The 21,997-nt window shown below is 36.6% G+C and carries 22 protein-coding genes and 1 tRNA gene; 11 read left to right on the plus strand and 12 right to left on the minus strand.

Annotated features, from left to right (window positions below):
* Positions 1-44: 44 nt before the first annotated feature.
* The 4 genes from BLW74_RS15590 (at position 45) to BLW74_RS15605 (ending at position 2,884) form a co-directional block, all read left to right on the plus strand.
* Entirely contained in the window at positions 45-782 is a 738-nt protein-coding gene (locus tag BLW74_RS15590) for a hypothetical protein (protein WP_167358445.1), read from the plus strand.
* A 292-nt stretch (positions 783-1,074) separates the two neighbouring features.
* Positions 1,075-1,257 carry an SH3 domain-containing protein gene (locus BLW74_RS22875; RefSeq protein ID WP_374464533.1) on the plus strand — a complete coding sequence of 61 codons (183 nt, stop codon included), beginning with the start codon at positions 1,075-1,077 and terminating at the stop codon, positions 1,255-1,257.
* A gap of 13 nt (positions 1,258-1,270) precedes the next feature.
* Complete coding sequence (locus tag BLW74_RS15600) at positions 1,271-1,867, plus strand: hypothetical protein (protein ID WP_139265750.1); 597 nt, start codon at positions 1,271-1,273, stop codon at positions 1,865-1,867.
* A 174-nt stretch (positions 1,868-2,041) separates the two neighbouring features.
* Positions 2,042-2,884, plus strand: coding sequence for a prephenate dehydrogenase (locus BLW74_RS15605; protein WP_089693786.1), 843 nt, complete (start codon positions 2,042-2,044; stop codon positions 2,882-2,884).
* A gap of 107 nt (positions 2,885-2,991) precedes the next feature.
* On the opposite strand, the gene BLW74_RS15610 is transcribed toward BLW74_RS15605, so the two are convergent.
* Positions 2,992-4,410, minus strand: a complete 1,419-nt coding sequence (locus BLW74_RS15610) for an L-serine ammonia-lyase (RefSeq protein WP_089693788.1) — start codon at positions 4,408-4,410, stop codon at positions 2,992-2,994.
* 154 nt (positions 4,411-4,564) lie between these two features.
* On the opposite strand from BLW74_RS15610, the gene BLW74_RS15615 reads away from it, so the two are divergent.
* Complete coding sequence (locus BLW74_RS15615) at positions 4,565-4,954, plus strand: Crp/Fnr family transcriptional regulator (RefSeq protein ID WP_089693790.1); 390 nt, start codon at positions 4,565-4,567, stop codon at positions 4,952-4,954.
* 213 nt (positions 4,955-5,167) lie between these two features.
* Here the strand turns inward: BLW74_RS15615 and BLW74_RS15620 are convergent, their stop codons facing one another.
* From BLW74_RS15620 to BLW74_RS15645, 6 genes are all read right to left on the minus strand, one after another.
* The gene (locus BLW74_RS15620; protein ID WP_089693792.1) at positions 5,168-6,511 is read right to left on the minus strand and encodes an ammonium transporter; all 1,344 of its coding nucleotides are present in this window, start codon (positions 6,509-6,511) and stop codon (positions 5,168-5,170) included.
* Between the two features lie 102 nt (positions 6,512-6,613).
* Positions 6,614-7,261: an alpha/beta hydrolase gene (locus BLW74_RS15625; protein ID WP_089693794.1), complete on the minus strand. Its 648-nt coding sequence runs from the start codon at positions 7,259-7,261 to the stop codon at positions 6,614-6,616.
* Positions 7,262-7,384: 123 nt separating this feature from the next.
* Positions 7,385-8,011 (minus strand): YceI family protein, encoded by a 627-nt coding sequence (locus BLW74_RS15630; protein WP_047097816.1) that lies wholly within the window; start codon positions 8,009-8,011, stop codon positions 7,385-7,387.
* 78 nt (positions 8,012-8,089) lie between these two features.
* Positions 8,090-8,656: a YceI family protein gene (locus tag BLW74_RS15635; protein WP_089693796.1), complete on the minus strand. Its 567-nt coding sequence runs from the start codon at positions 8,654-8,656 to the stop codon at positions 8,090-8,092.
* Between the two features lie 143 nt (positions 8,657-8,799).
* A complete protein-coding gene (locus BLW74_RS15640) occupies positions 8,800-9,849 on the minus strand; it encodes a glucokinase (protein WP_089693797.1) in 1,050 nt (349 codons plus the stop codon).
* A 116-nt stretch (positions 9,850-9,965) separates the two neighbouring features.
* A complete protein-coding gene (locus tag BLW74_RS15645; RefSeq protein ID WP_089693799.1) occupies positions 9,966-10,529 on the minus strand; it encodes a hypothetical protein in 564 nt (187 codons plus the stop codon).
* Positions 10,530-10,913: 384 nt separating this feature from the next.
* On the opposite strand from BLW74_RS15645, the gene BLW74_RS15650 reads away from it, so the two are divergent.
* A complete protein-coding gene (locus tag BLW74_RS15650) occupies positions 10,914-12,293 on the plus strand; it encodes a DUF1800 domain-containing protein (RefSeq protein WP_167358446.1) in 1,380 nt (459 codons plus the stop codon).
* A 24-nt stretch (positions 12,294-12,317) separates the two neighbouring features.
* Positions 12,318-13,502, plus strand: coding sequence for a DUF1501 domain-containing protein (locus BLW74_RS15655; RefSeq protein WP_089693801.1), 1,185 nt, complete (start codon positions 12,318-12,320; stop codon positions 13,500-13,502).
* A gap of 263 nt (positions 13,503-13,765) precedes the next feature.
* Here the strand turns inward: BLW74_RS15655 and BLW74_RS22485 are convergent, their stop codons facing one another.
* The 3 genes from BLW74_RS22485 to BLW74_RS15665 form a co-directional block, all read right to left on the minus strand.
* A complete protein-coding gene (locus tag BLW74_RS22485; RefSeq protein ID WP_164723343.1) occupies positions 13,766-13,903 on the minus strand; it encodes a hypothetical protein in 138 nt (45 codons plus the stop codon).
* A gap of 106 nt (positions 13,904-14,009) precedes the next feature.
* Entirely contained in the window at positions 14,010-15,029 is a 1,020-nt protein-coding gene (locus BLW74_RS15660; protein WP_089693803.1) for a helix-turn-helix transcriptional regulator, read from the minus strand.
* Between the two features lie 53 nt (positions 15,030-15,082).
* Positions 15,083-15,418, minus strand: a complete 336-nt coding sequence (locus tag BLW74_RS15665) for a HopJ type III effector protein (RefSeq protein ID WP_089693805.1) — start codon at positions 15,416-15,418, stop codon at positions 15,083-15,085.
* Between the two features lie 742 nt (positions 15,419-16,160).
* Between BLW74_RS15665 and BLW74_RS22880 the strand changes: the two genes are divergently transcribed.
* The 3 genes from BLW74_RS22880 (at position 16,161) to BLW74_RS15675 (ending at position 19,198) form a co-directional block, all read left to right on the plus strand.
* Positions 16,161-16,961: an RtcB family protein gene (locus BLW74_RS22880; protein WP_376749811.1), complete on the plus strand. Its 801-nt coding sequence runs from the start codon at positions 16,161-16,163 to the stop codon at positions 16,959-16,961.
* Positions 16,962-17,091: 130 nt separating this feature from the next.
* Positions 17,092-17,203: transfer RNA gene (locus tag BLW74_RS22490), tRNA-OTHER, on the plus strand.
* Between the two features lie 240 nt (positions 17,204-17,443).
* The gene (locus BLW74_RS15675) at positions 17,444-19,198 is read left to right on the plus strand and encodes a hypothetical protein (protein WP_089693809.1); all 1,755 of its coding nucleotides are present in this window, start codon (positions 17,444-17,446) and stop codon (positions 19,196-19,198) included.
* A gap of 255 nt (positions 19,199-19,453) precedes the next feature.
* Here BLW74_RS15675 and cobC read toward each other — a convergent pair whose 3' ends face one another.
* Together cobC and cobS are read right to left on the minus strand one after the other, a co-directional pair.
* Positions 19,454-20,008, minus strand: a complete 555-nt coding sequence (cobC, locus tag BLW74_RS15680; RefSeq protein ID WP_089693811.1) for an alpha-ribazole phosphatase family protein — start codon at positions 20,006-20,008, stop codon at positions 19,454-19,456.
* A complete protein-coding gene (gene cobS, locus BLW74_RS15685; RefSeq protein WP_089693813.1) occupies positions 19,993-20,775 on the minus strand; it encodes an adenosylcobinamide-GDP ribazoletransferase in 783 nt (260 codons plus the stop codon). Before cobS ends, cobC begins: the two co-directional genes overlap by 16 nt.
* Positions 20,776-20,955: 180 nt before the next feature.
* On the opposite strand from cobS, the gene BLW74_RS15690 reads away from it, so the two are divergent.
* Positions 20,956-21,948, plus strand: coding sequence for a hypothetical protein (locus BLW74_RS15690; RefSeq protein ID WP_139265751.1), 993 nt, complete (start codon positions 20,956-20,958; stop codon positions 21,946-21,948).
* Positions 21,949-21,997 lie beyond the last annotated feature (49 nt).

Here is a 21,997-nt window from a genome sequence, read left to right on the forward strand (position 1 = left end):
AGTCAGAAGACAAAAGTCAAGAGTTCACGTTGAAAATTCTGAAAATGACCCAAGACTCATTATTCGCGCAATATTGTGCTGTATACAACAATGGGCAAAAACTTGACTGTGATTTTGAAGAAAACATTAACATAAAAGCAGCTTTTAATAAGAGCCAAGAAGCATATATTGGTAATTTTCAGAGTTTTTTCAATTCGGGAAAGGGAACATGCTTTATAAAAATAAATGACAACGCTTTAATTTGGACTATTCTTAAAATACCAAATGGTGAATATTATGCCCCAAATAAGTGCATTCTAAAAAAAGAAGATAGTTTACCAATAAAAAAAGAGAAAGAATTAGTTGATAATAGGATTAATCTGCCATTTGATTATGAAAAATATAAACAAGTTTGCATACAATCAAATACTACTGATTGTCAAAAAAAATATCCTTCTTTGAACAAGACAGAATATAATAAAGTAATAAAAATTATAGATATTAAAGAGGGCGCTCCAGAATCTATATTTTCTATAAAGCCGATCTCTCAAGGCAATATTAGTATATATCTTTTAAATTTTGAAGGAGATTCCAGTTCACAAGAAATTGTTACAATTAATAATAATAAAATTATCAGTCGGCAATCAATAGGTTATGCAATGCCTGAAGAAGATACTTATGACTCTTTTGTCATTAACCCAGATATGACTATTGATATCTACAAAATTAGTTTTGACAACTTAAATAAGAAAAAAAGTGAAAAATATAAAATACTAGCCAATGGTACTATTTCGAAAATTTAAAATAAGAATAATGAATTTTAAGTAAACTAAAAACCAATGATGAAATGGTATTGAACATTCTTCAATAGAAAAGGCTATTGCTTATCTTTTACAACTTGGTTTTACAGGTAAGGGAAATGTTGATATCCAATCTGATAAATCATACTTATTATTAAATAATGTCTATGTTTCTCACCCAGAACTAAAGACGTCTTTTCAAAAAAACAAATATTATGGTTATCCATCTCTTGAAAAATATTCTAACGATTATGGACTTTTACAAGATGATAATCAAGAAAAAACATATTCAATAATAGTAGATCCAGACGGTTTTACTAATCTAAGAAAAGATAAAAATACAACAGCACAAATTCTTCAAAAGATTAAAACCGGAGAACAAGTTGAAGTGTTAGATCAAAACGGAGATTGGTGGTTAGTGGTTTCTAAGGAAGGTAAAAAGGGATATGTTCATAAAAGCAGGATAAAATCTGAATAAATAACTTAATCAAATGATGAAACTCTTTTCAATTCTATTGTTAACAATATTCTTTTCATGTAATCTTAAACAGGAGAATTCAAATAAACTTGGAAATTTTCCTATTGATTTTAAACAGGAACAATTAAACTGTACTGGTCAAAAATACAACTCAAATCAATGTTCTGATAGAGACAATAATTTATCAATTTCATTTAATAGAAATGCAATCTTATTTACCAGTAATAATAAAAATTACAATGATAAATCAAATAGTTCAAGTGATCTAGGATATGAAACTTTCTTATTTAAAAACAATGATGAAAAAGTAATTTTAATAGACAGTTTTTTAGAAAATGGTCACCTATTTCTTATTTATTATGTTAACAATAATAATATAAAATTCTTAGGAAAGAAAGAAATTACAAACACTACAGATCAAAATCCAAATTATAGTTTTAGAATTGAAAAAAGGGATAATATAATAGATATATTTTTAAATACAAAACTTAAAAATATATCGTTTGATATAAAAAAAGCAATTGATCTTAATATTAATGAAACTAAAAAAATTACAGATCCTAAAAAACATCATCAAAAAAACAATTCACCCCATCTCTATATAATTTAGAAAAGAAATTTCGTTTCATTTAAAAAATATTTTTACCTTTGCTACGTGAATTTTAACAACGGAACATATTATTATAGAATTTTTACCTCAGCTCTGGGATAGGGATTCTTATGAATATAATTTAAAACCTCGTCCTAGGGACGGGGTTTTTTCATTTAAAAAAATGTAAAAAAGATGAAAATAAGTATTATTGGAGTAGGATTAATCGGAGGGTCGATGGCTTTGAAATTAAGAGAAAAAAACATCGCCAGCTTCATCTACGGAATCGATAAAAATACACAGCATATCAGTGACGCATTAAACCTTAAAATCATTGATGCCGGAGTAGATCTTGAGCACGGAATTAAAAATTCGGATCTGATTATTCTTGCCATTCCTGTAGATGCTGCCAGAAAACTGCTGCCTTCTGTTCTTGACTTGGTAACTGATCAGCAGACGGTAATGGATGCTGGTTCTACAAAAGCAGGAATTGTAAATGCGGTAAAAGACCACCCGAAACGTTCTAGATTTGTGGCTTTCCACCCGATGTGGGGAACAGAAAATAACGGTCCAAAATCCGCTATTGCAGAAAGTTTCTCAGGAAAAGCAGGGGTAATCTGTAATAAAGAAGAATCTGCAGAAGATGCGCTGAATATTGTTGAACAGGTAGTCAATGCTCTTGATATGCACATGATTTACATGAATGCAAAAGATCACGATGTTCATACTGCATATATTTCTCATATTTCCCATATCACATCCTATGCACTTGCCAATACGGTATTGGAAAAAGAACGTGAGGAGGAAACTATCTTTCAGCTTGCCAGTTCCGGTTTCTCAAGTACAGTACGTCTTGCGAAATCGCATCCTGAAATGTGGGTTCCTATCTTTAAACAAAACAAAGAAAATGTGCTGGATGTTCTGAACGAACATATCTCTCAGCTCAGAAAATTCAAATCTGCCCTGGAAAAAGAGAATTATGAATACCTTGAAGAACTGATAACCAATGCCAACAGAATCAGAGGAATTTTAAGATAAATTCTTTGTACAATACTAAAAGCCCAACGGTTTTTACTTTTATTTTATTAAGAAACCCTTAGACATTACTGACTAAGGGTTTTATTTTTAAAACGATGTTATTTCTATTAACACTCCGGAACGTTAACCGCGATGGCCAGTCCGCCTTCGGAAGTTTCTTTAAAACGGTCACTCATTGACTGAGCGGTTTCCCACATCGTAAGAATCACCTCATCTAATGTTACTTTTGCTTTGGTAGGATCGCTTTCCAACGCAATGTTGGCTGCAGTAATTGCTTTCATAGCGCCCATTGTATTTCTTTCGATGCATGGGATCTGTACCAGCCCTTTGATTGGGTCGCACGTTAACCCGAGATGATGTTCCATTGCAATTTCAGCCGCCATCAAAACCTGTCCTACACTTCCTCCCAGAATTTCAGTAAGTCCGGCTGCTGCCATTGCAGAAGACACCCCGATCTCAGCCTGGCATCCTCCCATCGCTGCAGAGATAGTCGCATTTTTCTTAAATAAGGTTCCAATCTCTCCTGCTACGAGAAGAAACCGTATGATGTCATCCTCGCTTGTAAATGGCGTAAAAGCCTGCGAATACATCAATACCGCCGGAATTACCCCGCTTGCTCCATTAGTAGGTGCAGTAATAATTCTGCCGAAACTTGCATTCTCTTCATTTACTGCCAGCGCAAAGCAGGCAATCCATTTGTTGATATTGGTAAAGTTCTCTTCAGCATCTACAACCTGCTGGAACCACTCATCTTTATTCTTATAGATTTTGTCCCCTAAAAGCTTTCTGTTGATTCCTGCCGCTCTTCGTGACACATTGAGTCCACCCGGAAGAACTCCTTCCTTATTGACCCCTTTGTAAATACATTCTTTGATCTGCTGCCAGATATAGAGCGCCTCCTGCCTTGTTTCTTCCTGAGTTCTCCAGCTTTCTTCATTCATGAAAATAAGATCCGACATTTTATCAAGTCCCAACTTTTCGCAATATTTTGCAATATCCGAAGCCTTATGACAAGGGTATAATGTACGTACACACTGCTTTTGAATTGAGTTTTTTTCCTGGCTGGCAATGAAACCGCCTCCTACAGAATAAAAATCCTGAACAAGTTCAGTTCCGTCTTCGAAAACAGCTCTGAAGATCATTCCGTTCGGATGAAAATCAAGGCTTTTTTTCATATTTAAAATCAAATGATGTCCATAAACAAATGGAATAACTTTCTCTCCTCCAAGATTAATGGTTTGAGTACTTTTGATGTATTCTATTTTTTCATCAATTTTCGAAGTATTGATGGTCTTAAAATCTTCTCCGTTCAACCCCAGCATACCTGCAATATCAGTTCCGTGTCCGATCCCCGTTTTGGCGAGTGAGCCGAAGAATTCAAGAAAAACTTCTTTAACTTCTTCTATTGATCTTTCTCTTTTAATAATCCTGATAAATGCAGCAGCTGCATTCCAAGGTCCCATCGTATGCGAACTGGACGGGCCTATCCCTACTTTAATAATCTCAAAAACCGATATTGATTCCATAAATGATTCGTCATTTTCCTCAAAAACAAAGATACATGATAAATCCTAATTAAAGCATAGCAAAATCCCAGTTTTATTTGGTTTTGGCAGTCTATAAAACCAGTATCTTTGTGATGGGCTGATCCTATAAGCCCGTTCTTTTTAATTGTTTTAAATGGAAACACTCATCAAAAGTATTCTGCAGCATGTCCCGCTAAGTCCCGAAGAAATAGCAGCCTGTAAAAGTTTCTGGACAGAAAAAATACTGGAAAAAGGTGATTTTCTGCTGAGAAACGGGGAAGTATGCCGCTATGACAGTTATATTATATCAGGAGTTGTAAAAGCCTTTTGCATCAACGAAGAAAATGGAAATGAAGAAATTCTTTTTTTAGCCATTGATCATTGGTGGGCAACTGATATTGCCAGTTTTTCAAAACAAAAACCTTCCATTTACAATATACAGGCTGTAGAGAAAACAAAGCTCCTGCAGATCAGTCATCAGTCTTTTCAAAAAATGCTGCGGGAAAAATTGATCTGGTTCAATAGGATTTATTTTTTTTCCTGATCCGGCTGATGAATTCTGCTGAGACTCCCAGGTAAGAAGCAATCAGATATTGAGGTACTCTGGAAGAAATGTCGGGGTAAGTTTCCAGGAAGTCGTAATATTTCTGTTCCGCTTTGAGCATATGATTGAACACGACTCTTTTTTCAAGGGTTCCCAGATAGCCTTCCAGAATGATTCTGAAATATTTTTCTAAAGAGGGAATGCCCTGTTTGATCAGCTGAAACTTTCCTCGTGCTGAGAAAGATCAAGACCTTTATTTTCAGATTCCTCGGAAACTCTGAGGGTGATAACAGAATTGGTAATTTTATACAACAGCAGTGATCCGAAAAATGTAAAAACAGAAACCAGAACCAATGCAGCCATATGATGAAGGAAAACATCCATTCCTCCATGAAGCAGACTTGCATTTTCACCATGTGCAAAGATAGCGGTGAGAATCATTCCCATAATTCCCCCTACTCCATGGCAGGCAAAAACATCCAGGGTATCATCTATTTTCTTTAAAACTTTCCAGTTGACCATCAGATTAGACACAATAGCTGTAATAAATCCTATAAAAAGACTTTCCTGAATGCTTACGAAACCACATCCCGGAGTAATTGCCACCAGCCCCACTACAGCTCCTATGCAGGCGCCCAAAGCAGAAACGCTCCTCCCATTGATTCTGTCAAAAAAGATCCATGTCATCATCGCTGAAGCAGAGGCAATGGTGGTTGTTCCGAAAGCAGTAGCAGCAGATGCAGAAGCGCTCAGTGCAGATCCTGCGTTGAAACCAAACCATCCAAACCACAACATTCCCGTCCCCAGAAGCACATAAGGGATATTGGAAGGTTCATGATGAGGATTTTTTCTGTTTCCAACCACCATAGCTCCGGCCAATGCTGCAAACCCGGCACTCATATGCACTACCGTTCCCCCCGCGAAGTCTTTGACTCCAAAATATTTGTTCAAAAGACCGTCAGGATGCCACACCATATGACAAAGCGGCGTATAAATAACAATGCTGAAAAGCACAATGAATAATAAATAAGAAATAAAACGAACCCTTTCTGCAAATGACCCTGTAATGATAGCGGGAGTAATAACGGCAAATTTCATCTGAAAAAGGGCAAACAGAATAAAAGGAATCGTAGGGGCCATCATTTTATGAGGGAGATTTCCGACACCGCTAAAGAAAGGATAACTTAGCGGATTCCCAATAATACCATAATGCTTTCCACCAATGGTAATGCCTAAAGATTCACCGAAAGATAATGAAAAACCTATGACCACCCAGACCATAGAGATAACTCCTAAAGCGATAAAACTCTGCAGCATGGTAGAGATTACATTTTTTCTGCCAACCATTCCCCCGTAAAAAAAAGAAAGTCCCGGTGTCATGAGCAGAACAAGTCCTGCCGCAGCCAAAATCCAGGCTACGTCAGCACCTACAATTTTATCTTCACTTAAAAATTCTCCATTATTTGGAAGATCTCCAGCCGGATTCCAGAATAAACCACCGATTGCCACCAATGTAATAATAGAAAATGAAACGATCCATTTTAATCCTACTTTCATGAAATTTATATTTAACCCCTTCAAATTTAAACATAAATTTCATAAAAAATACATTTTAAAACACAACACCCCTATAAAAAAAGAACTATTTAAATAATTACACTATTTCTCAGGGAAAATTTCACTTAAAATTTTTGAGACTTCTTTATATTTCGTCGCCGGAAATAGGTGCGTTCCTCCCTTGATTACATAGTCAGGTTTTGAATTTCTGATGGGAAAGACAATGTCCTTATCGCCTAAAATCTGAATAACATCGGGATTTTCTTCAGATTTCCACTCTGAAACCTTTTCAACAGACCATTTTAGGTAATAGGGATCTCTCACTTTAAAATATTGCAGGATCTTTGGATTTTTAGGATCGAAAAGTTTTCTGATACCGGCATAAACATTGGTAGCCTTATCATTGAAAAGTCTTACCGGCAGCAGTCTTGGTATTTTTGTAAGCCCGCCGGTTTTTATAAAATTGGATTTCTCCCTGTCGGATTTTATGCTTCCCAGAATGACTACTTTTTCTGCAGGTTTCAATTTGTTGATCTCCTGTACCATAATTCCTCCAAAAGAATAGCCCAGGAGACAAAATGGTTCGGAATCATCTACTTTTTCCGCCATTCTTTTAACGTAGGCGTCAAAGGGCTCCTTTTTTTCAGGGATGAGCCAGTCTATAAAAATCAATTCACAATGTTTGGGAAACTCTATTCTTTCAAGAACTTTAAAGTCTGCTCCCAGACCGCTTACGATATAAATCTTCATCCCACTAATTTATAAAAAATACAGAGAAATAGGATGACTGTCCACCAATTTCCATGGAATAAATTCATAAAAAATGAGCCATTCTGAGGAACGGCTCATTTTATATTGATCTTACAGATTGTCTTATTTTTTCTTTTTAGGAACTCTGTTTTCGTTATCCAGCATTTCCGTAGAAACTTTGAACTGAATATCCATTTCGTTCTTAATGAAATAATCTTTCAGTGAAGATTGATAGAATACTTTAAAGTCTCTCCTGTTCAGAGAGAATTTCGCAGACTCAATAGAGGTAGTGAATTGGGTAACATATACATTCGCAGGGAAAGAAATCGTTTTTCTTACCCCTTTAAGGGTAAGGTCTCCGTACACTGTAGAATTGTATTCACTGTTTGCTAAAGGAATAATTTTAGTCAAATGGAATTTTGCAACAGGGAATTTCTTTACTTCAAAGAAATTTGTACTTTTCAGGTCATTGGTCAGCTTGATCTGATCTTCATCAGACACATCTCCTGCCATCAAACTTCTCATATCTATTACAAACTCTCCATCTACCAGAACCGTATGGTCAAAGTTGAATTTTCCGCTTTTCAGCTTTACTGTTCCTGAGTGGGAAGAAGCCTCGGTTTTCACCACTTTATACCCCCACCATCTGATCTCTGATGAAGTCACTTTTGCAACCTTATCAAATTTCTTTTGAGCAGAAACAAATGATATACTTGCGCACACCATAGCAAACAATAGTAATCTTTTCATTCTTTTTTATTTACAATTCAACAAAAATAAAAAAAAGTGTAGAACTTCTACACTTTTAATAATCTTTTTTTGATTAATTTATTGAGCAGTTACCTTTACAAGCATATCAATATCATCTTTCACAAAAACATCCTGCATAGTAGACTTGTATGCTACATCAAATTTTTGTCTGTCGAAAGAGAATTTGTTGGATACTAAGCTTACTACTCCTTTGCTGTAAGAAATTTTGGCAGGGAAAGAGATTGGGCTGGTTTTTCCTTTTACAGTAAGGTTTCCTGTTACAAGAGTATTGTAAATTTTGTCATTGTTTTTCTTTACTCCTGTAATTTTGAAGCTTGCAGTAGGATATTTTTCAACTTCGAAGAAGTCACCATTCTTAAGGTGCCCGTTCAGTTTTTGCTGATATTCTCCTGTAAGATCAGTAGAAGTAATGGAAGTCATATCCAACACAAAGCTTCCGCCTACCAATTGGTTTCCTTTCATTACCATATCTCCGGACTTTACTTTTACAGTACCGTCGTGAGAGCTGGCCTCAGATTTTGCTACTTTGTATCCCCACCAGTGCACATCAGACGCTACTACTTTTTTTGACTGCCCGAATGCTAATCCACCAGCTAAAACTGCTAATAAAAATATTTTTTTCATTGAATAGAGTTGTTTACTTATTTAACATTGCAAATGTAAGTATCTTGCTCAATAGATTTCATTGATGTATATCAATAAAATTTATTATTTTCATGAATAATATCATTTAAAATAAAAACTCCGGAAATTTCCGGAGTTTTATTTTATAGCTGGTAGTAAGCTGTGTAAAGGGCTATACCATTTAGTGCAGTGTGGTTTTGCTTGACCAGATAAATTGGAGTACTTCTCAGCAACTCCTCCATTTTATCACTGATTTTGAACTTCTCATAGAATTTATCCTTGTCAATATATTCTCTCACAATCTGTGGAATATCTCCGGCAATCAGCAGTCCTCCTGTAGCTTTAAGCTTTAGAGTAAGGTTATTGGCTTCTCTTGCCAGAAACTCAAGGAAAGTATCTAAAGCAATTCTGCAGATCAGAACATTTTCTTCAACAGCAGCTTTATATAACTCTTCTACGAAATTCCCCTGTGCAAGACGCTCACCCAGCCATTCCGGCTCCGGATGTCTTTTTACATCTCTCAAGAATCTGTAGATATTAAATAATCCGGACTTGGAAAGTACATTTTCCCAGCTTACAATACCATAGATATTATTTAAGAACTGGTAAAATTCAACCTCTACATTGGTTCTTGGTGAGAACTCAGAGTGTCCCCCTTCTGTAGCAAAAGGTCTCAGATATTTTCCGTCAAAGAAATATCCTGCTTCACCTAATCCGTTTCCTGGAGCAAGTACCGCTACATTTCCTTTTTCAAGATGTCCGCCTGTATAGATGGGTTCAAGATCGTTATCTTCAAGAAGGGCCATCCCGTATGCTGAAGCTTCAAGGTCATTCAGCATTTCTACTTTTTCAAACCCGAAATCCCGGGCATATTCAGCAACATCTAAATGCCAACCCAGTCTTGCAGGGCTGCTCTTCCCGTCCAATACAGGGCCTGGCACCGCCATCCCAAGACGTTTTACGTTTTGCAGCTGATTATCCTGAATAAACTTCTTCAGTATTTCTGAAAAAGAAGCATACTCTTTCGTTGCATATGTATTTTGTACTTGTATCTCAAGACCTCCGTTCCCGGAAACAAAATAGCCTAAGATGGTTGTATCTTCGCGAAGACTAGCTCCAATGATAGAAACATTATCATTATTACTGTTCTCTACTCCTGGTAAATAAAGTGGAAATTTTGGATTCAGAATCATAACCTCAAATTTTACCAAATATAATAATTGTTTTTGTAAAACATGCACAGAACGAAAAAACCTTTCCACTTTCGTGAAAAGGTTTTGGTTAATAATTGTTTATATATTAAATCTAACTACTTTCCTAATGGAATATTATAACCGAATCCTACACCGATATTCCCCACATTATAGTCCTGACCTGGTAAATCTCCTTTAGTTCCTACAAAAACCTTCTGGTACTGTACGAAGAAATTCCAGTCTCTGTTGTGGTATCCGATCTCCGGTTTAAGGTAAAAACCTCCGCTTGCTCTTTCAACATTCGTATTGGAAGCCACTGCTTTGTCTCCCACAAGGAAACCATATCCTAAATCAGTTCCGAAATAGAAACCGGTTTGTTTTGGATAAATTCTGATTAATGCAGCTACAGGAACTACTCCTACGTCATTATTTTTATATCCGTTGTTTTCTTTTCCAAAATAGTGAGTATATCCAGATGCGATACCCAGTCCAAATCCTGGTGTGATCAGGTTCTGGTAAGCAACATCCACTCCTACTGCAGCGGAAAGATTATCTGCGGGAACTGCTAAACCAACATTTGCGCCTACTTTGATCATATTGTTCATCTGAGCACTTTGAGCGCTTGCTATACCTGCTGTTAAAATACCAGCGAGTACTATTGCCTGTTTAAACATTTTCATAACTCTAATTTTTAAATTTTACTAAACAAGAGGATGTAAAAATCATGCCAAGCAAGGCTGATTCTCTGATTTTAACATTGAAACAATCCATAAAACAATGAATATCAACGTATTATTTTTAACAAAATTTAAATGTTTGTTTAACAAAAATTATCAAAAAATGATGCCGAATAGTGAATTAAAGGATGGAAGAAAGGATGCTGGAAGAAATATACTTTTATAAAATCAATTCTCTTTCTATGTTACAAGACTTTCTGCATCTTTCATTTAACCTCAAACTTCCCGCTTACAGCCTCTGGCCCTCTCAACAATATTAACAAACCTTAACCCGTTACTATTTTAACCTTTATCTTGGAAGTACATCAAAAAAATAAATCTCTCATAATGGCTGATTCATTATTAAAAAACAAGCATCTTCTTTGGCGGGCAGGTTTCGGTGTTGGAGTTAATCAAATTGATGATTTGAAAAATAAGAACATCAAAACGCTGATGAATGAATTATTTAAAGAAGACAGCTTCCGGGAAATTACTTATGACACACCGGATCCGGTTTTGGCAGCTGACTACATGAACAGTACAGCCCCTGCAGAAATGAAAAAAGAAATGCAGAGAATCAACAGGGAGCAAAATAACGAACTGAACCTTAATTTTTTGAATTCTATAGTAAACAGTAAGGAGCAGATGAGAGAAAAAATGGCATTCTTCTGGCATGGGCATTTTGCATCAAGAGTACAAAATCCAAGGTTCAACAAACAGCTTTTAAATACGATCAGGAAAAATGCGCTTGGAAATTTCAAAGATCTGCTTTTTGAGATCAGTCAGTCACCAGCGATGCTTAACTTTCTAAACAATCAGCAGAACAAAAAAGATCATCCTAATGAAAATTTCGCCCGTGAAGTCATGGAATTATTTACCATGGGCAGAGGAAATTACACGGAAAAAGATGTAAGAGAAGGGGCCAGAGCCTTTACCGGATGGAGCTATGATAAAGAAGGAAATTTTAAAGAGAGAAAAAACCTTCATGACGAAGGCAGCAAAACCTTTTTAGGAAAAACAGGCAGCTTCGACGGAAGTGATGTTCTCAATATAATTCTCGAACAGAAAGCAACGGCACAATTCATTACCACAAAGATTTATAAATTCTTCGTCAATGAAAAACCAGATCAGGAGATTATTAATCAACTCAGTACCAACTTCTACAATTCAGGATATGACATCAAGAAACTGATGACTGAGATATTCTCAAGTTCATGGTTTTACGATCAAAAGAATATAGGAAACCGTATAAAATCTCCCGTGGAGCTTATAGCAGGAATCATGAGAATTCTTCCTATGCAAATCCAGAATCCTGAAAACCTCATCGTCTACCAGAAATTGTTAGGACAAATGCTTCTTTATCCCCCCAATGTTTCAGGATGGCCTAATGGGAAGTCGTGGATTGACAGCTCCACTCTGATGTTGAGGCTCCAGGTACCGCAGATCTGGTCTGGACTTCGCCCTTTGGAATACAGTCCGCGACAGGATGATGATATAGATATGGGTATGAAATCCCGCGAAACAGCTTTAAATAAAAGTTTTAAAAATCCCAATATTACGATCGACTGGGGCCGTATTGAAAAGCTTTTTGAGAATAAAAACTGTGAAGACTATCTTTTGCAGAACCCACGTAGTCTGGACATGAATTCTGTGAAGAATTTTTCCGACAAAAGTATCAAAATGAATATCATCAATCTGATGTCAACGCCAGAATACCAGTTAATGTAGCCACCTTTCCTTAAAAACAAAATTATGTTAATCAAAAGAAGAGAATTTCTCAAAATAAGTTCACTGGCTACCGCTTCTATGCTGATGCCTAACTTTTTGAAAGCGATGACGCTGGATGAAGCTTTGAGCCCTGATCAGAATATTCTGGTAGTTCTTCAGTTTACTGGCGGAAATGATGGGTTGAATACGATTATTCCGGCAAGAAATGACATTTACTTCAGAGAAAGAAAAACACTGGCTATTCAGAATTCCATACCGCTTACAGATGAGGCCGGAATTAATCCGTCCCTCTCCTATTTTAAAGAGCTTTTTGATAACGGTGAGCTGTCTGTAATGAACAATGTTGGCTATCCCAATCCGGATAAATCCCATTTTAGAAGTATGGATATCTGGCAGTCGGCAAGCAGAAGTGATCAGTTTCTGGAAACAGGCTGGCTTGGGCGTTTCCTGGATGAAGAATGTTACCGGTGCGACCACCCTACCCAGGCACTGGAAGTAGACGATATGCTAAGTCTTGCCTTAAAAGGAGAAAATAATAAAGCTTTTGCCTTTAAAGATCCTAAAAGACTTTATCAAACCAGTCAGGAAAAGTATTTTAAATCACTGTACGACCACCATCACGATGATGAAACCGTATCTTACCTTTATCAGACTCTAGGCTCTACCATTAATAATGCTGATTATATCTTTGAAAAAAGCAAAGCTAAAAAGACGGAACAGGCTTATCCTAATTCCCAGTTAGGAAAAGATTTTAAAACGGTTGCTTCTTTGATAAAATCAGACATCAATACTCAGGTGTATTATCTTTCTGTAGGAAGTTTTGATACGCACGTCAATCAGAATGACAGGCAGAAAAAATTGTTTGATGATATCAATGAATCGGTAAAATCATTTGTAGCCGATATGAAAAGCAATGGACTCTTCAAAAATATCCTGTTGATGACATTTTCTGAGTTCGGCCGCCGCGTAGCACAGAATGCCAGTAACGGAACAGATCACGGAACCGCTAATCAAATGTTTTTTATCAGTGGAAATCTTAAGAAAAAAGGACTGCTGAATACACTTCCCGATCTTCAGAACCTGAATGAAGGCGACCTGATCTACCAAGAAGACTTCAGAAAAGTATATGCCACCATTTTAAAAAACTGGCTTAAAGCAAATTCCTCTAAGGTATTGGGATGGAAAGACGGGATTTATGATTTCGTATAGGGAAACCACAAAAGTCAAAAGATTTTTTTAGAAGTTTTTAATCTGGATAATGAATAGTAAAAAGCTTAGATTCCTGTGGAATGACAAACTGTGCAGATAGACTGTCATTGAAACTGTGTCATTCGGTAGGAGGCGAAAATTCAAAGAATTTTTGACGGGGTTGTAACAATGATCCTCTTCAACACTCATCAACAAAAAAAGAGACTGTACATACTAATGACAGTCTCTTTTTAAATAATTTTAAATTTTAACTACTTTTACGTTTAAGCCGTAATCTGCTTTGGTTCTTTTTCTTTCTGATCTTCTTTTTTGTCAAGTTTCTCAGATATTTTTTTAACAATATATTCTATTGCTATGGGTGCTAAGATGGCAATTAATGCTTTAAATATTCTTGATTTCATAATTAATTTGGTATTGTTACGTTATTAATACAATTTCTAAGCCAAGATAAAATTCATCCATACAATATCTGCTGTAATCGTTTATTGATGGGACTTCTCAAATAGATCAGATTTCATCAGGAACAATCAGATTTTCATAATTTTTATTTCCTGCTTTAAATTTCTCTTCCATTTTCAGCCTCAATTTCCGGGGCTTATGAACAATTAAACTGTCACCAAACCCAAGCAGCAATCTTTCTAACTCAAAATTGATCTGAACACAAATTTTAAAGAGCGTCCCTTCATAATCTTCCTTTATAATTTCCTGGCTTTTATGCAGCGGTTTGGTTTTTACATAAGGAGCATTGCCTGCATCTACCCAGAACACTACATTTCTCGGCTCCATAGATTCTGAAACCGTTACCCCTACAATATCTTTAAAATATTCATCTCCATCCAGCTCCCTGTCAATATACTGAAGACTTTCATCTGCTTCAATACTTTCCATCCTGTCCAGCGCCAGATTATACATTTTCTGCTTGTAGAGGCAGATCAGGAACCAACGGTTATTGAACTCCTTCAAAAGCTGGGGATGTACGGTAAAAATATTGGATTCTCTTGCAGTAAAGCTTTTGTAAAGAATCTTCAGTACTTTTTTATTGGCAATACTTTCATACAAAATATCAATATGCTCCAATCCTTTTAACTGTTCATTTTTATCCAAGTGAATAATCGACTTCTGACTGGTTGCATGAATGGAGTCCTCCAGCTTCTGAATAACTCCATTCATCTCCTTGAACATAGAAAAGTCTTTAAACTGCTTCAGAATCTGAACAGCATTGTTCATTGCCTTCAGATCACTTTCATTCACGGAGATATTGTGAATGCTGTATTCCGGATCACTGTAACGGTAGTATTTTCTTTCGTAAACTTCAATAGGAGCCTCATATCCGAATTTTTCACTCCGCATATTCTGAAGATCAAGCTGAACCGTACGCTTGCTGACAAAGGATTCTTTTCCTTCGAATTCAAATAATGCTTCCGAACATTCATCTATAAGATCATCCAGCGTATATTTTCTGTATTTGTTTTTAAGACATTTATCTAACGTTTTATACCTGATCAGGGCATTTTTATTGGATGACATTCTTTAATATTTAATGATTGGGTGTTTTTTATAAGTAAATCTGCTTTTTACAATTATTTATCTTTCAAAGCATTTTGATCAAAAGTAATCCCATCCCAGCCGGATTTCATAAAGTTTCGGATATTCTGATGATCAGTTCCTTCCGGGTTTTTCAAAACATCTTCTCTGTAGAATTCACCAAAAAGCCAAAGAGTTTCCTCTTTCGTCAGATCATGAATACTTGCAAAGCTGAAAACTTTGCACGAACCATTATTCTGCCCTGCCTGATTGGTAGTATCACCATTTTGAAAAGCAGTGGGTGTGAAATCATAATGTTCATCAATATAACTGATTACCTCATTAAACTGGATTGTTTCCGGAAAATGTTTTAATTGTTCTAATAATACCATGGACCTTGTTTTTTTAGATTATATATTGTTTTTACGAATCGGCCGACGGGCTTTATCGTTTCTTTTTTTAATTTTTTTGTAAAAATAATTAAATTTTCTTTATCTACGCAAAACTATTGCGCAATAAGCATATTACTTTGCATCATCAAAATGAAACAAAATGGAATTTAATGGAAATCATTTAATCGAATTAGGATATAGACCGGCAAAATGGTTTAAAGATGCCATTAGCTATATCAACGAGAATAACCTGGATGAACATCAGATTGCAGAATATCTGGTACAGTTCAAACAGCCGGATCTTATTCCACTCCACGAAACGGCTAAAGATTTTATGATCAACATTCGTGCAGAACACGAAAGTGAGAATGATAATGTGGAAAAAGTAATCAAAACCATGAACGTTCTGATGAAAACGCCTACTCTGATTGGCGGAGCTTTAATGCCGGATGCCTGTCCTACAGGTCCTGAAGGCCAGATTCCCGTAGGAGGTGTGGTCGTGGCAAAAAATGCTATTCACCCGGGATTCCATAGTGCTGATATCTGTTGTTCTGTAATGTTGACGGATTTTGGAAAAACCAATCCTAAGGATGTTTTGGATGCTGCGCATTCTGTCACTCATTTCGGATATGGTGGAAGACCAAGAGGGGAACAGATGCCGATGTCTCAGGAACTGATGGATGCTTTCAGAGAAAATGAATTCTTAAATGATGAAAAACTGATCAGCATTGCCCGTTCTCATATGGGAACTCAGGGAGACGGAAACCATTTCCTTTTCGTTGGTATTTCAAAAAACACAGGAAACACCATGATGGTTACGCACCACGGTTCCAGAGCTCCTGGAGCGGCTTTATATGATAAAGGAATGAAAGTAGCCAACCGTTTCAGACAGGAAATCTCTCCTGAAACACTGAGAGAAAATGCCTGGATCCCTTATGATACTGAAGAAGGTACATCTTATTGGGAAGCACTGCAGCTGATAAGACAATGGACAAAAGAAAACCATACTTCTCTTCACGATGCCGTGCTGAATAAGCTGGAAATGGAGAAAGAAAACAGATATTGGAACGAACATAATTTCGTTTTTAAAGATGGAGATTTGTTTTATCATGCAAAAGGGGCTACTCCGCTGGATGATAAATTCATGCCGGATATTACGGGACCAAGACTGATTCCGTTGAATATGGCAGAACCGGTACTGATTGTTCAGGGAAAAACCAATGAAAGAAACTTAGGTTTTGCACCGCATGGAGCAGGAAGAAATTTCAGCAGAAGCCAGCATAAAAGGTCTTTAGCACATAAGACAACTGAAGAAATTTTCAATGAGGAAACAGCAGGATTGGATATCCGTTTCTACTCCAATGAGATTGATATTTCTGAACTTCCGAGCGCCTATAAAAGTGCAAAGAACGTAAGAGCACAGATAGAAGAGTACGGACTTTGTGAAGTTCTGGATGAAGTGATGCCTTACGGATGTATTATGGCCGGGGACGTACAGAAAAATGCTCCATGGAAGAAAAAGAAGAAATTCAGAAAAGCATAATGGTATATCTGATATGATTATAGTTAAACCTTATAGTTTTTTGAAACCTATAAGGTTTATAAAAACTAATAACCAGCCTCACGGGTATAAAAGCCTGTAAGGTTCATGAAAACTAAATTATATAAAGGCAGGGGCAGTAGCTCAGATGGTTAGAGCAACAAAATTACTTTCCGCTGCAGGCAGATAAGGTTCCTATTAATCGCCAAGATTGTGGGTCACAGGTTCGAGTCCTGTCTGCTCCTCAACATAATGAAAATGCTTATTTTAACCTCATCATTTTAATTAGGTAAAAAATTTAAGGCAAAGAAAGTTCCTATAATTTAGAATTACTTTCCGCCTTTTTACAAATTATAAGGCAAAGGGAGTTCCTATATTTTTTTGGAAAAATACTCCCCGCTTTTTATAAACTATAGGTAAAAGGAGTTCCTATACCCTTCACTTTTAATGAATCTACTCCTCACTTATTTTTTAAACTTAAAACAATGAAAACACTACAATTATTCAATGCGGTACTGGCCAGAAAATCTGATGAAACGCCATTTATTTCTAAGGATGGTTTCATCATTGAACCGGATGCTTTATGGGCAAAAAAAGAGATCGTCTCTTATTATGCAAAGGAGAAACTGAATGGAAATGATTTGAATAAAACCTTTCATAAGTCCTGGGAGAAAATAAAGAGTACTTCGAGAATTGATTTATTTTTTGAACAGATCAGCCATTATATTTCAACCTATGGAAGTAATTTCCAAAGTGAAATTTATATTCCTGATGAAGTATTGAATGTTCCTGATATGAAAATGGTTTTTAAAGTCATCAAAGCCTACTCTGTGGAAGAAATGCAGGAAAAATGTCTTGCTCTTTTAAGATCAGGAATCGCTTTAAAAGAAGAAACCATTGATGATTTGCTTTCTATTTTACATACAGAGCTTGATTATGATTTTACGGGAAAAGAAAATATCAGAAACAAAGAAGCGATTATAAAAATAGCTGACCTGTACGAGATTTATCCTGAAAATCCTGTCGAATTTTTCCGTTATGTAATTTATAAAACAACCATTACAACGCTTTTAATTAAAAATGATGATCTGATTAATTTAATCAAACAAAGTAAATTTAATCCGACTTATCTGTTTGAAAGCTTTGGATTGGAAAAAATGGCGGAAATTTTTAACAGATTTAAGCCTTTATTTCTTGCTTATAAAAACAGAGCTCCGAAGGTCATCAATAAAATATCAAAATTATCCAAAGTTTATCATAAGCCGTTGATCTCAAATCCATTGAATAATGCTACCAATACATTGCTGGAAAGCAGTGACTGGCATTGGCTGGAAAATGCGACACCGTTTGCGTTATTCAAAGCATTGTCAGCATGTTACTCAAGAATGTATGGTCAGGATACTTTTGTCTACAGGGTAAGAAACGGGAAATCATGGACTAAAAAAGGTAAGGAAACTTATGTGAATCAAATCAACTATGATTTCATTCTGGATTTCTTAAAATTGAAATATGAAAATATTGCCGGAAAGAAATTCTATTTCCCGGAGAATGTAGAATTTGCATTGCCAACTTCTGAAAAAATGTTTGTGGGGAATATTCCTACCGGAACACGTTTTTATGGTGACAGACTGGCTGTAGGTATTTATTGGGAAGATCAGTGGGGTGCCCGAGACCTTGACCTTTCGGGATTGAATATCGCCGGAAAAATAGGTTGGAATGCTGCTTATAATCATGGTGACGGACAATTGATGTATTCAGGAGATATGACTTCTGCTCCCAACGGTGCTGTTGAATATCTTTACGCCAATAAAGGGCATTGCGCACCAACGCTTGTCATGAACAATGTTTTCAGTGGAGATGCCAATTGCGGATATAAAATCGTAATCGGAAAAGGAGATCATATTTCTTACGACTATATGATGAATCCTAACCACCTCTTTGCTGAAGCCAGATGTAATTCTGTACAAAAGCAGATGATCCTGGGAATGCTGGCAACCAAAAATGAAAAGCAATGTTTCGTACTGTTGAATTTCGGAGCCGGACATTCTCATGTTTCAGGAAATAATCAGGTTTCCGCGATGGCAACAAGTGCCCTGTATCAGCAATGGTACAATGCAATGCCTTTCAATGAGCTTGTAAAAGAGCTTGGAGCAGAGATTACCACAGAAAAAGCAGAAGCTGATTTTGATTTCTCGCTGGAAAACCTGGAAAAAGACAGTTTTATCAGGATTTTTAAATAAATTCTATGGCGTCATCTGATGATATCGGGTGGCGTTTTTTTGTGATAATTTGGTTAAGTAAACTATGAGAACCACCCCGTCAAAAATTCTTTGAATTTTCGCCACCCCTCCGGAGAATGGGAGTTTTGACGTCTTCAGTTGGGAGATTCGTCGGGATTGTACTATTTGTGTGTATGCTTTTTACAGGAATCCGGCTTAAAATCTCTAACAAATGGACTAAAGTCCGTTCCTATTGAATACAAGCCTTTATGGTAATTATACATTCACCTTTTTCACTGAAAACAGTCCTTTATTCTCATTAATGATCACTTTTTTCCCGTAATCAATCTGAACAGCAAACATATTCTCCAGCGGAAACTGAAGTACATCCTGAAGAATCAGACGAATGACTCCGGCATGGGTAATAATGAGAACCTTGTTTAGGTCTTTTTTCTGAATCAATTCTTGCCAGCAGTTAAGGACACGGCTTTGCATTTCAATGAGATTTTCTCCACCTGAAGTCTTAACATGAACAAAATCTTTGTACCACGGATTAATTTCTTCTTCGGGAATATCCGTCCATTTTTTCAGCTCCCACTTCCCGAAATTCATTTCGCGGAGCCTTTCATCTACCAGGTAATGATATTTAAAATGGTCAGCTAACAAACGGCATCGCTGCGAAGGACTTGCTATGACGGCATCATAATCACCGTCCATTTCCAACGCTTCAAAATCTCTTATGAAGCCTCTTCTTAAAGGCATTTCGGCAAAGCCATAACACAGGTTTTCAGGGTTCTCTACAGCGGTATGACGAATTAAATGAATTTCCATACGATGATTGTTCCCAAATAAAATAAAACTTCACAAACCTGCTGTACCGCGCCGAGGCAGTCGCCTGTATAGCCACCGATATGTTTTTTAAAATACCAGCCCAGATACACTTTACCTAAATAAGCCAGGGCAAATGCAAAAATCAGATGCCAGTCCGGGATCAGGGCGAACGCAATTAACACACTGATAAATCCTACCATCAAAGCCGTCCTGTCCAATGGCTTATTCGCCAGAGGCTTTGATTTGCTGACATCAATATCAGTTACATACTGATGGGTATAGATCATAGTTCCGGAAATAAAACGGCTTACAGTATGTCCCAAAATAACAATTAATAAAACTCCTGCAGGGTCATTCATTCCCAAAGTCTGAATACTGTAAAACTTCAGTGCGAACAGAAGAATAATCCCAATCGTTCCATACGCACCCACCCGGCTGTCTTTCATGATGGTCAGAATTTTATCTTTTCCATATCCTCCTCCGAAACTGTCGCACATATCGGTAAAACCATCTTCATGAAATGCACCCGTCAGCAAAACACTGGAGACCATCATTAAAACAATTCCGATTTCAAGATTAAAAAGCAGAGTAGAAAGATAAAGAACCAATGAATTGATCAATCCTATTATAAGCCCTACCCAGGCAAAGTATTTTTGAGATTTATTCATGATCTCACCGGAGTACGGAATAGTAAAAGGAAGCGGAATTCTGGTGAAAAACATCAGCGCAGTTGCCAAGTAGATCAGTTCATTTTTGAGGACTTTCATCTGTTCTTTTTATTATAAAAACTGGATTTATCATTTTCCGTAAAATTAGGAAAGCTTTTAACAATAGTAAAGAGATCATCTAAAAAAACAAAAAACATGAATCTTATCACCTTCAATATTTCCTTTTTATCTCTGAAGTATTTTTAGTTTTGCATCATAATAACCATGAAAAAAGAACAAATGAAAAAAGCGCATTTCGTTGGATTATGTCTTATATCTATAATAAGCTGTTCAACTCCAGGCGATGAACTGGAAAATACAAATGAAGCACAGGCACTGAATGTATCCGGCAATAACATATTAGCCAAAGGAGGTTTCAGAGATAATCCTGACACTCCTACCCCTCCTCCTGCAGGAATCTGGTCCAAATCCTTTTATTTAACCAATCCCATTTACGGGTTCTACAGTAATCTTACCAAAAAACACCTGTACAATACTTCCCCGTTACCATCGGAACTTCCTAAGTCCTATCCGGGATTAAGCTATTATTTTCAGGAGCGATTATTAGGTTCCGCAGATGGACCTGGCCCGACAATTACAAGGTGGTTTCACACGGGAACCAACGACCTGATATTAACCACTAATCCTAATGAGTTAGCCGGACAAAGCAACTGGGAGAGAAGAGATTTAGGTACCAGCTATAATGGTAATGAGCCGGGAAGCTTTCCTATTTACAGGTATTTTAATTCTGATAAAAAGACGCACTTTTACACCAGAGATAAGAATGAACTGGGAGATGGTAAAGACGGTTATGCTTATGAAGGAGTGGCCTTCTACTTAAAAGATTCTGAACCCAAAGAATACAGAGTTCGTGATGGACAGCTTTTTCAGGATAATGCCACCGGAGCTTTATACATTGTATTTGAGAGTACTCTGAGACGTATCGAGTCCTTTGCTGTGATCAATAACCTGTTTGCGGTTCAGGGAAAAGCGTATTTGCTCTTTAAAGTAAATATAGAAGATTACACAGGCGAAAGAGGACCTGATATCACTTCAGGAACCCAGCTGGTAAGAAATACCAATACCGGAAAGCTGTATTTGGTAGATGATGGTTTATACAGATATATTCCTACTATGCAGATCTTTAATATATATAAATTCAATGAAGATGCTATTCAAAATAAACCTGTGAGAATGATGTTTACAGGTAAAGATGTTGCCCATACGTACTAATAATATTTACTGCAAAAATAAAAGGGGCATTACAGCCCCTTTATTATTT

The sequence above is a fragment of the Chryseobacterium culicis genome (assembly GCF_900108365.1).
Classification (GTDB): domain Bacteria; phylum Bacteroidota; class Bacteroidia; order Flavobacteriales; family Weeksellaceae; genus Chryseobacterium; species Chryseobacterium culicis.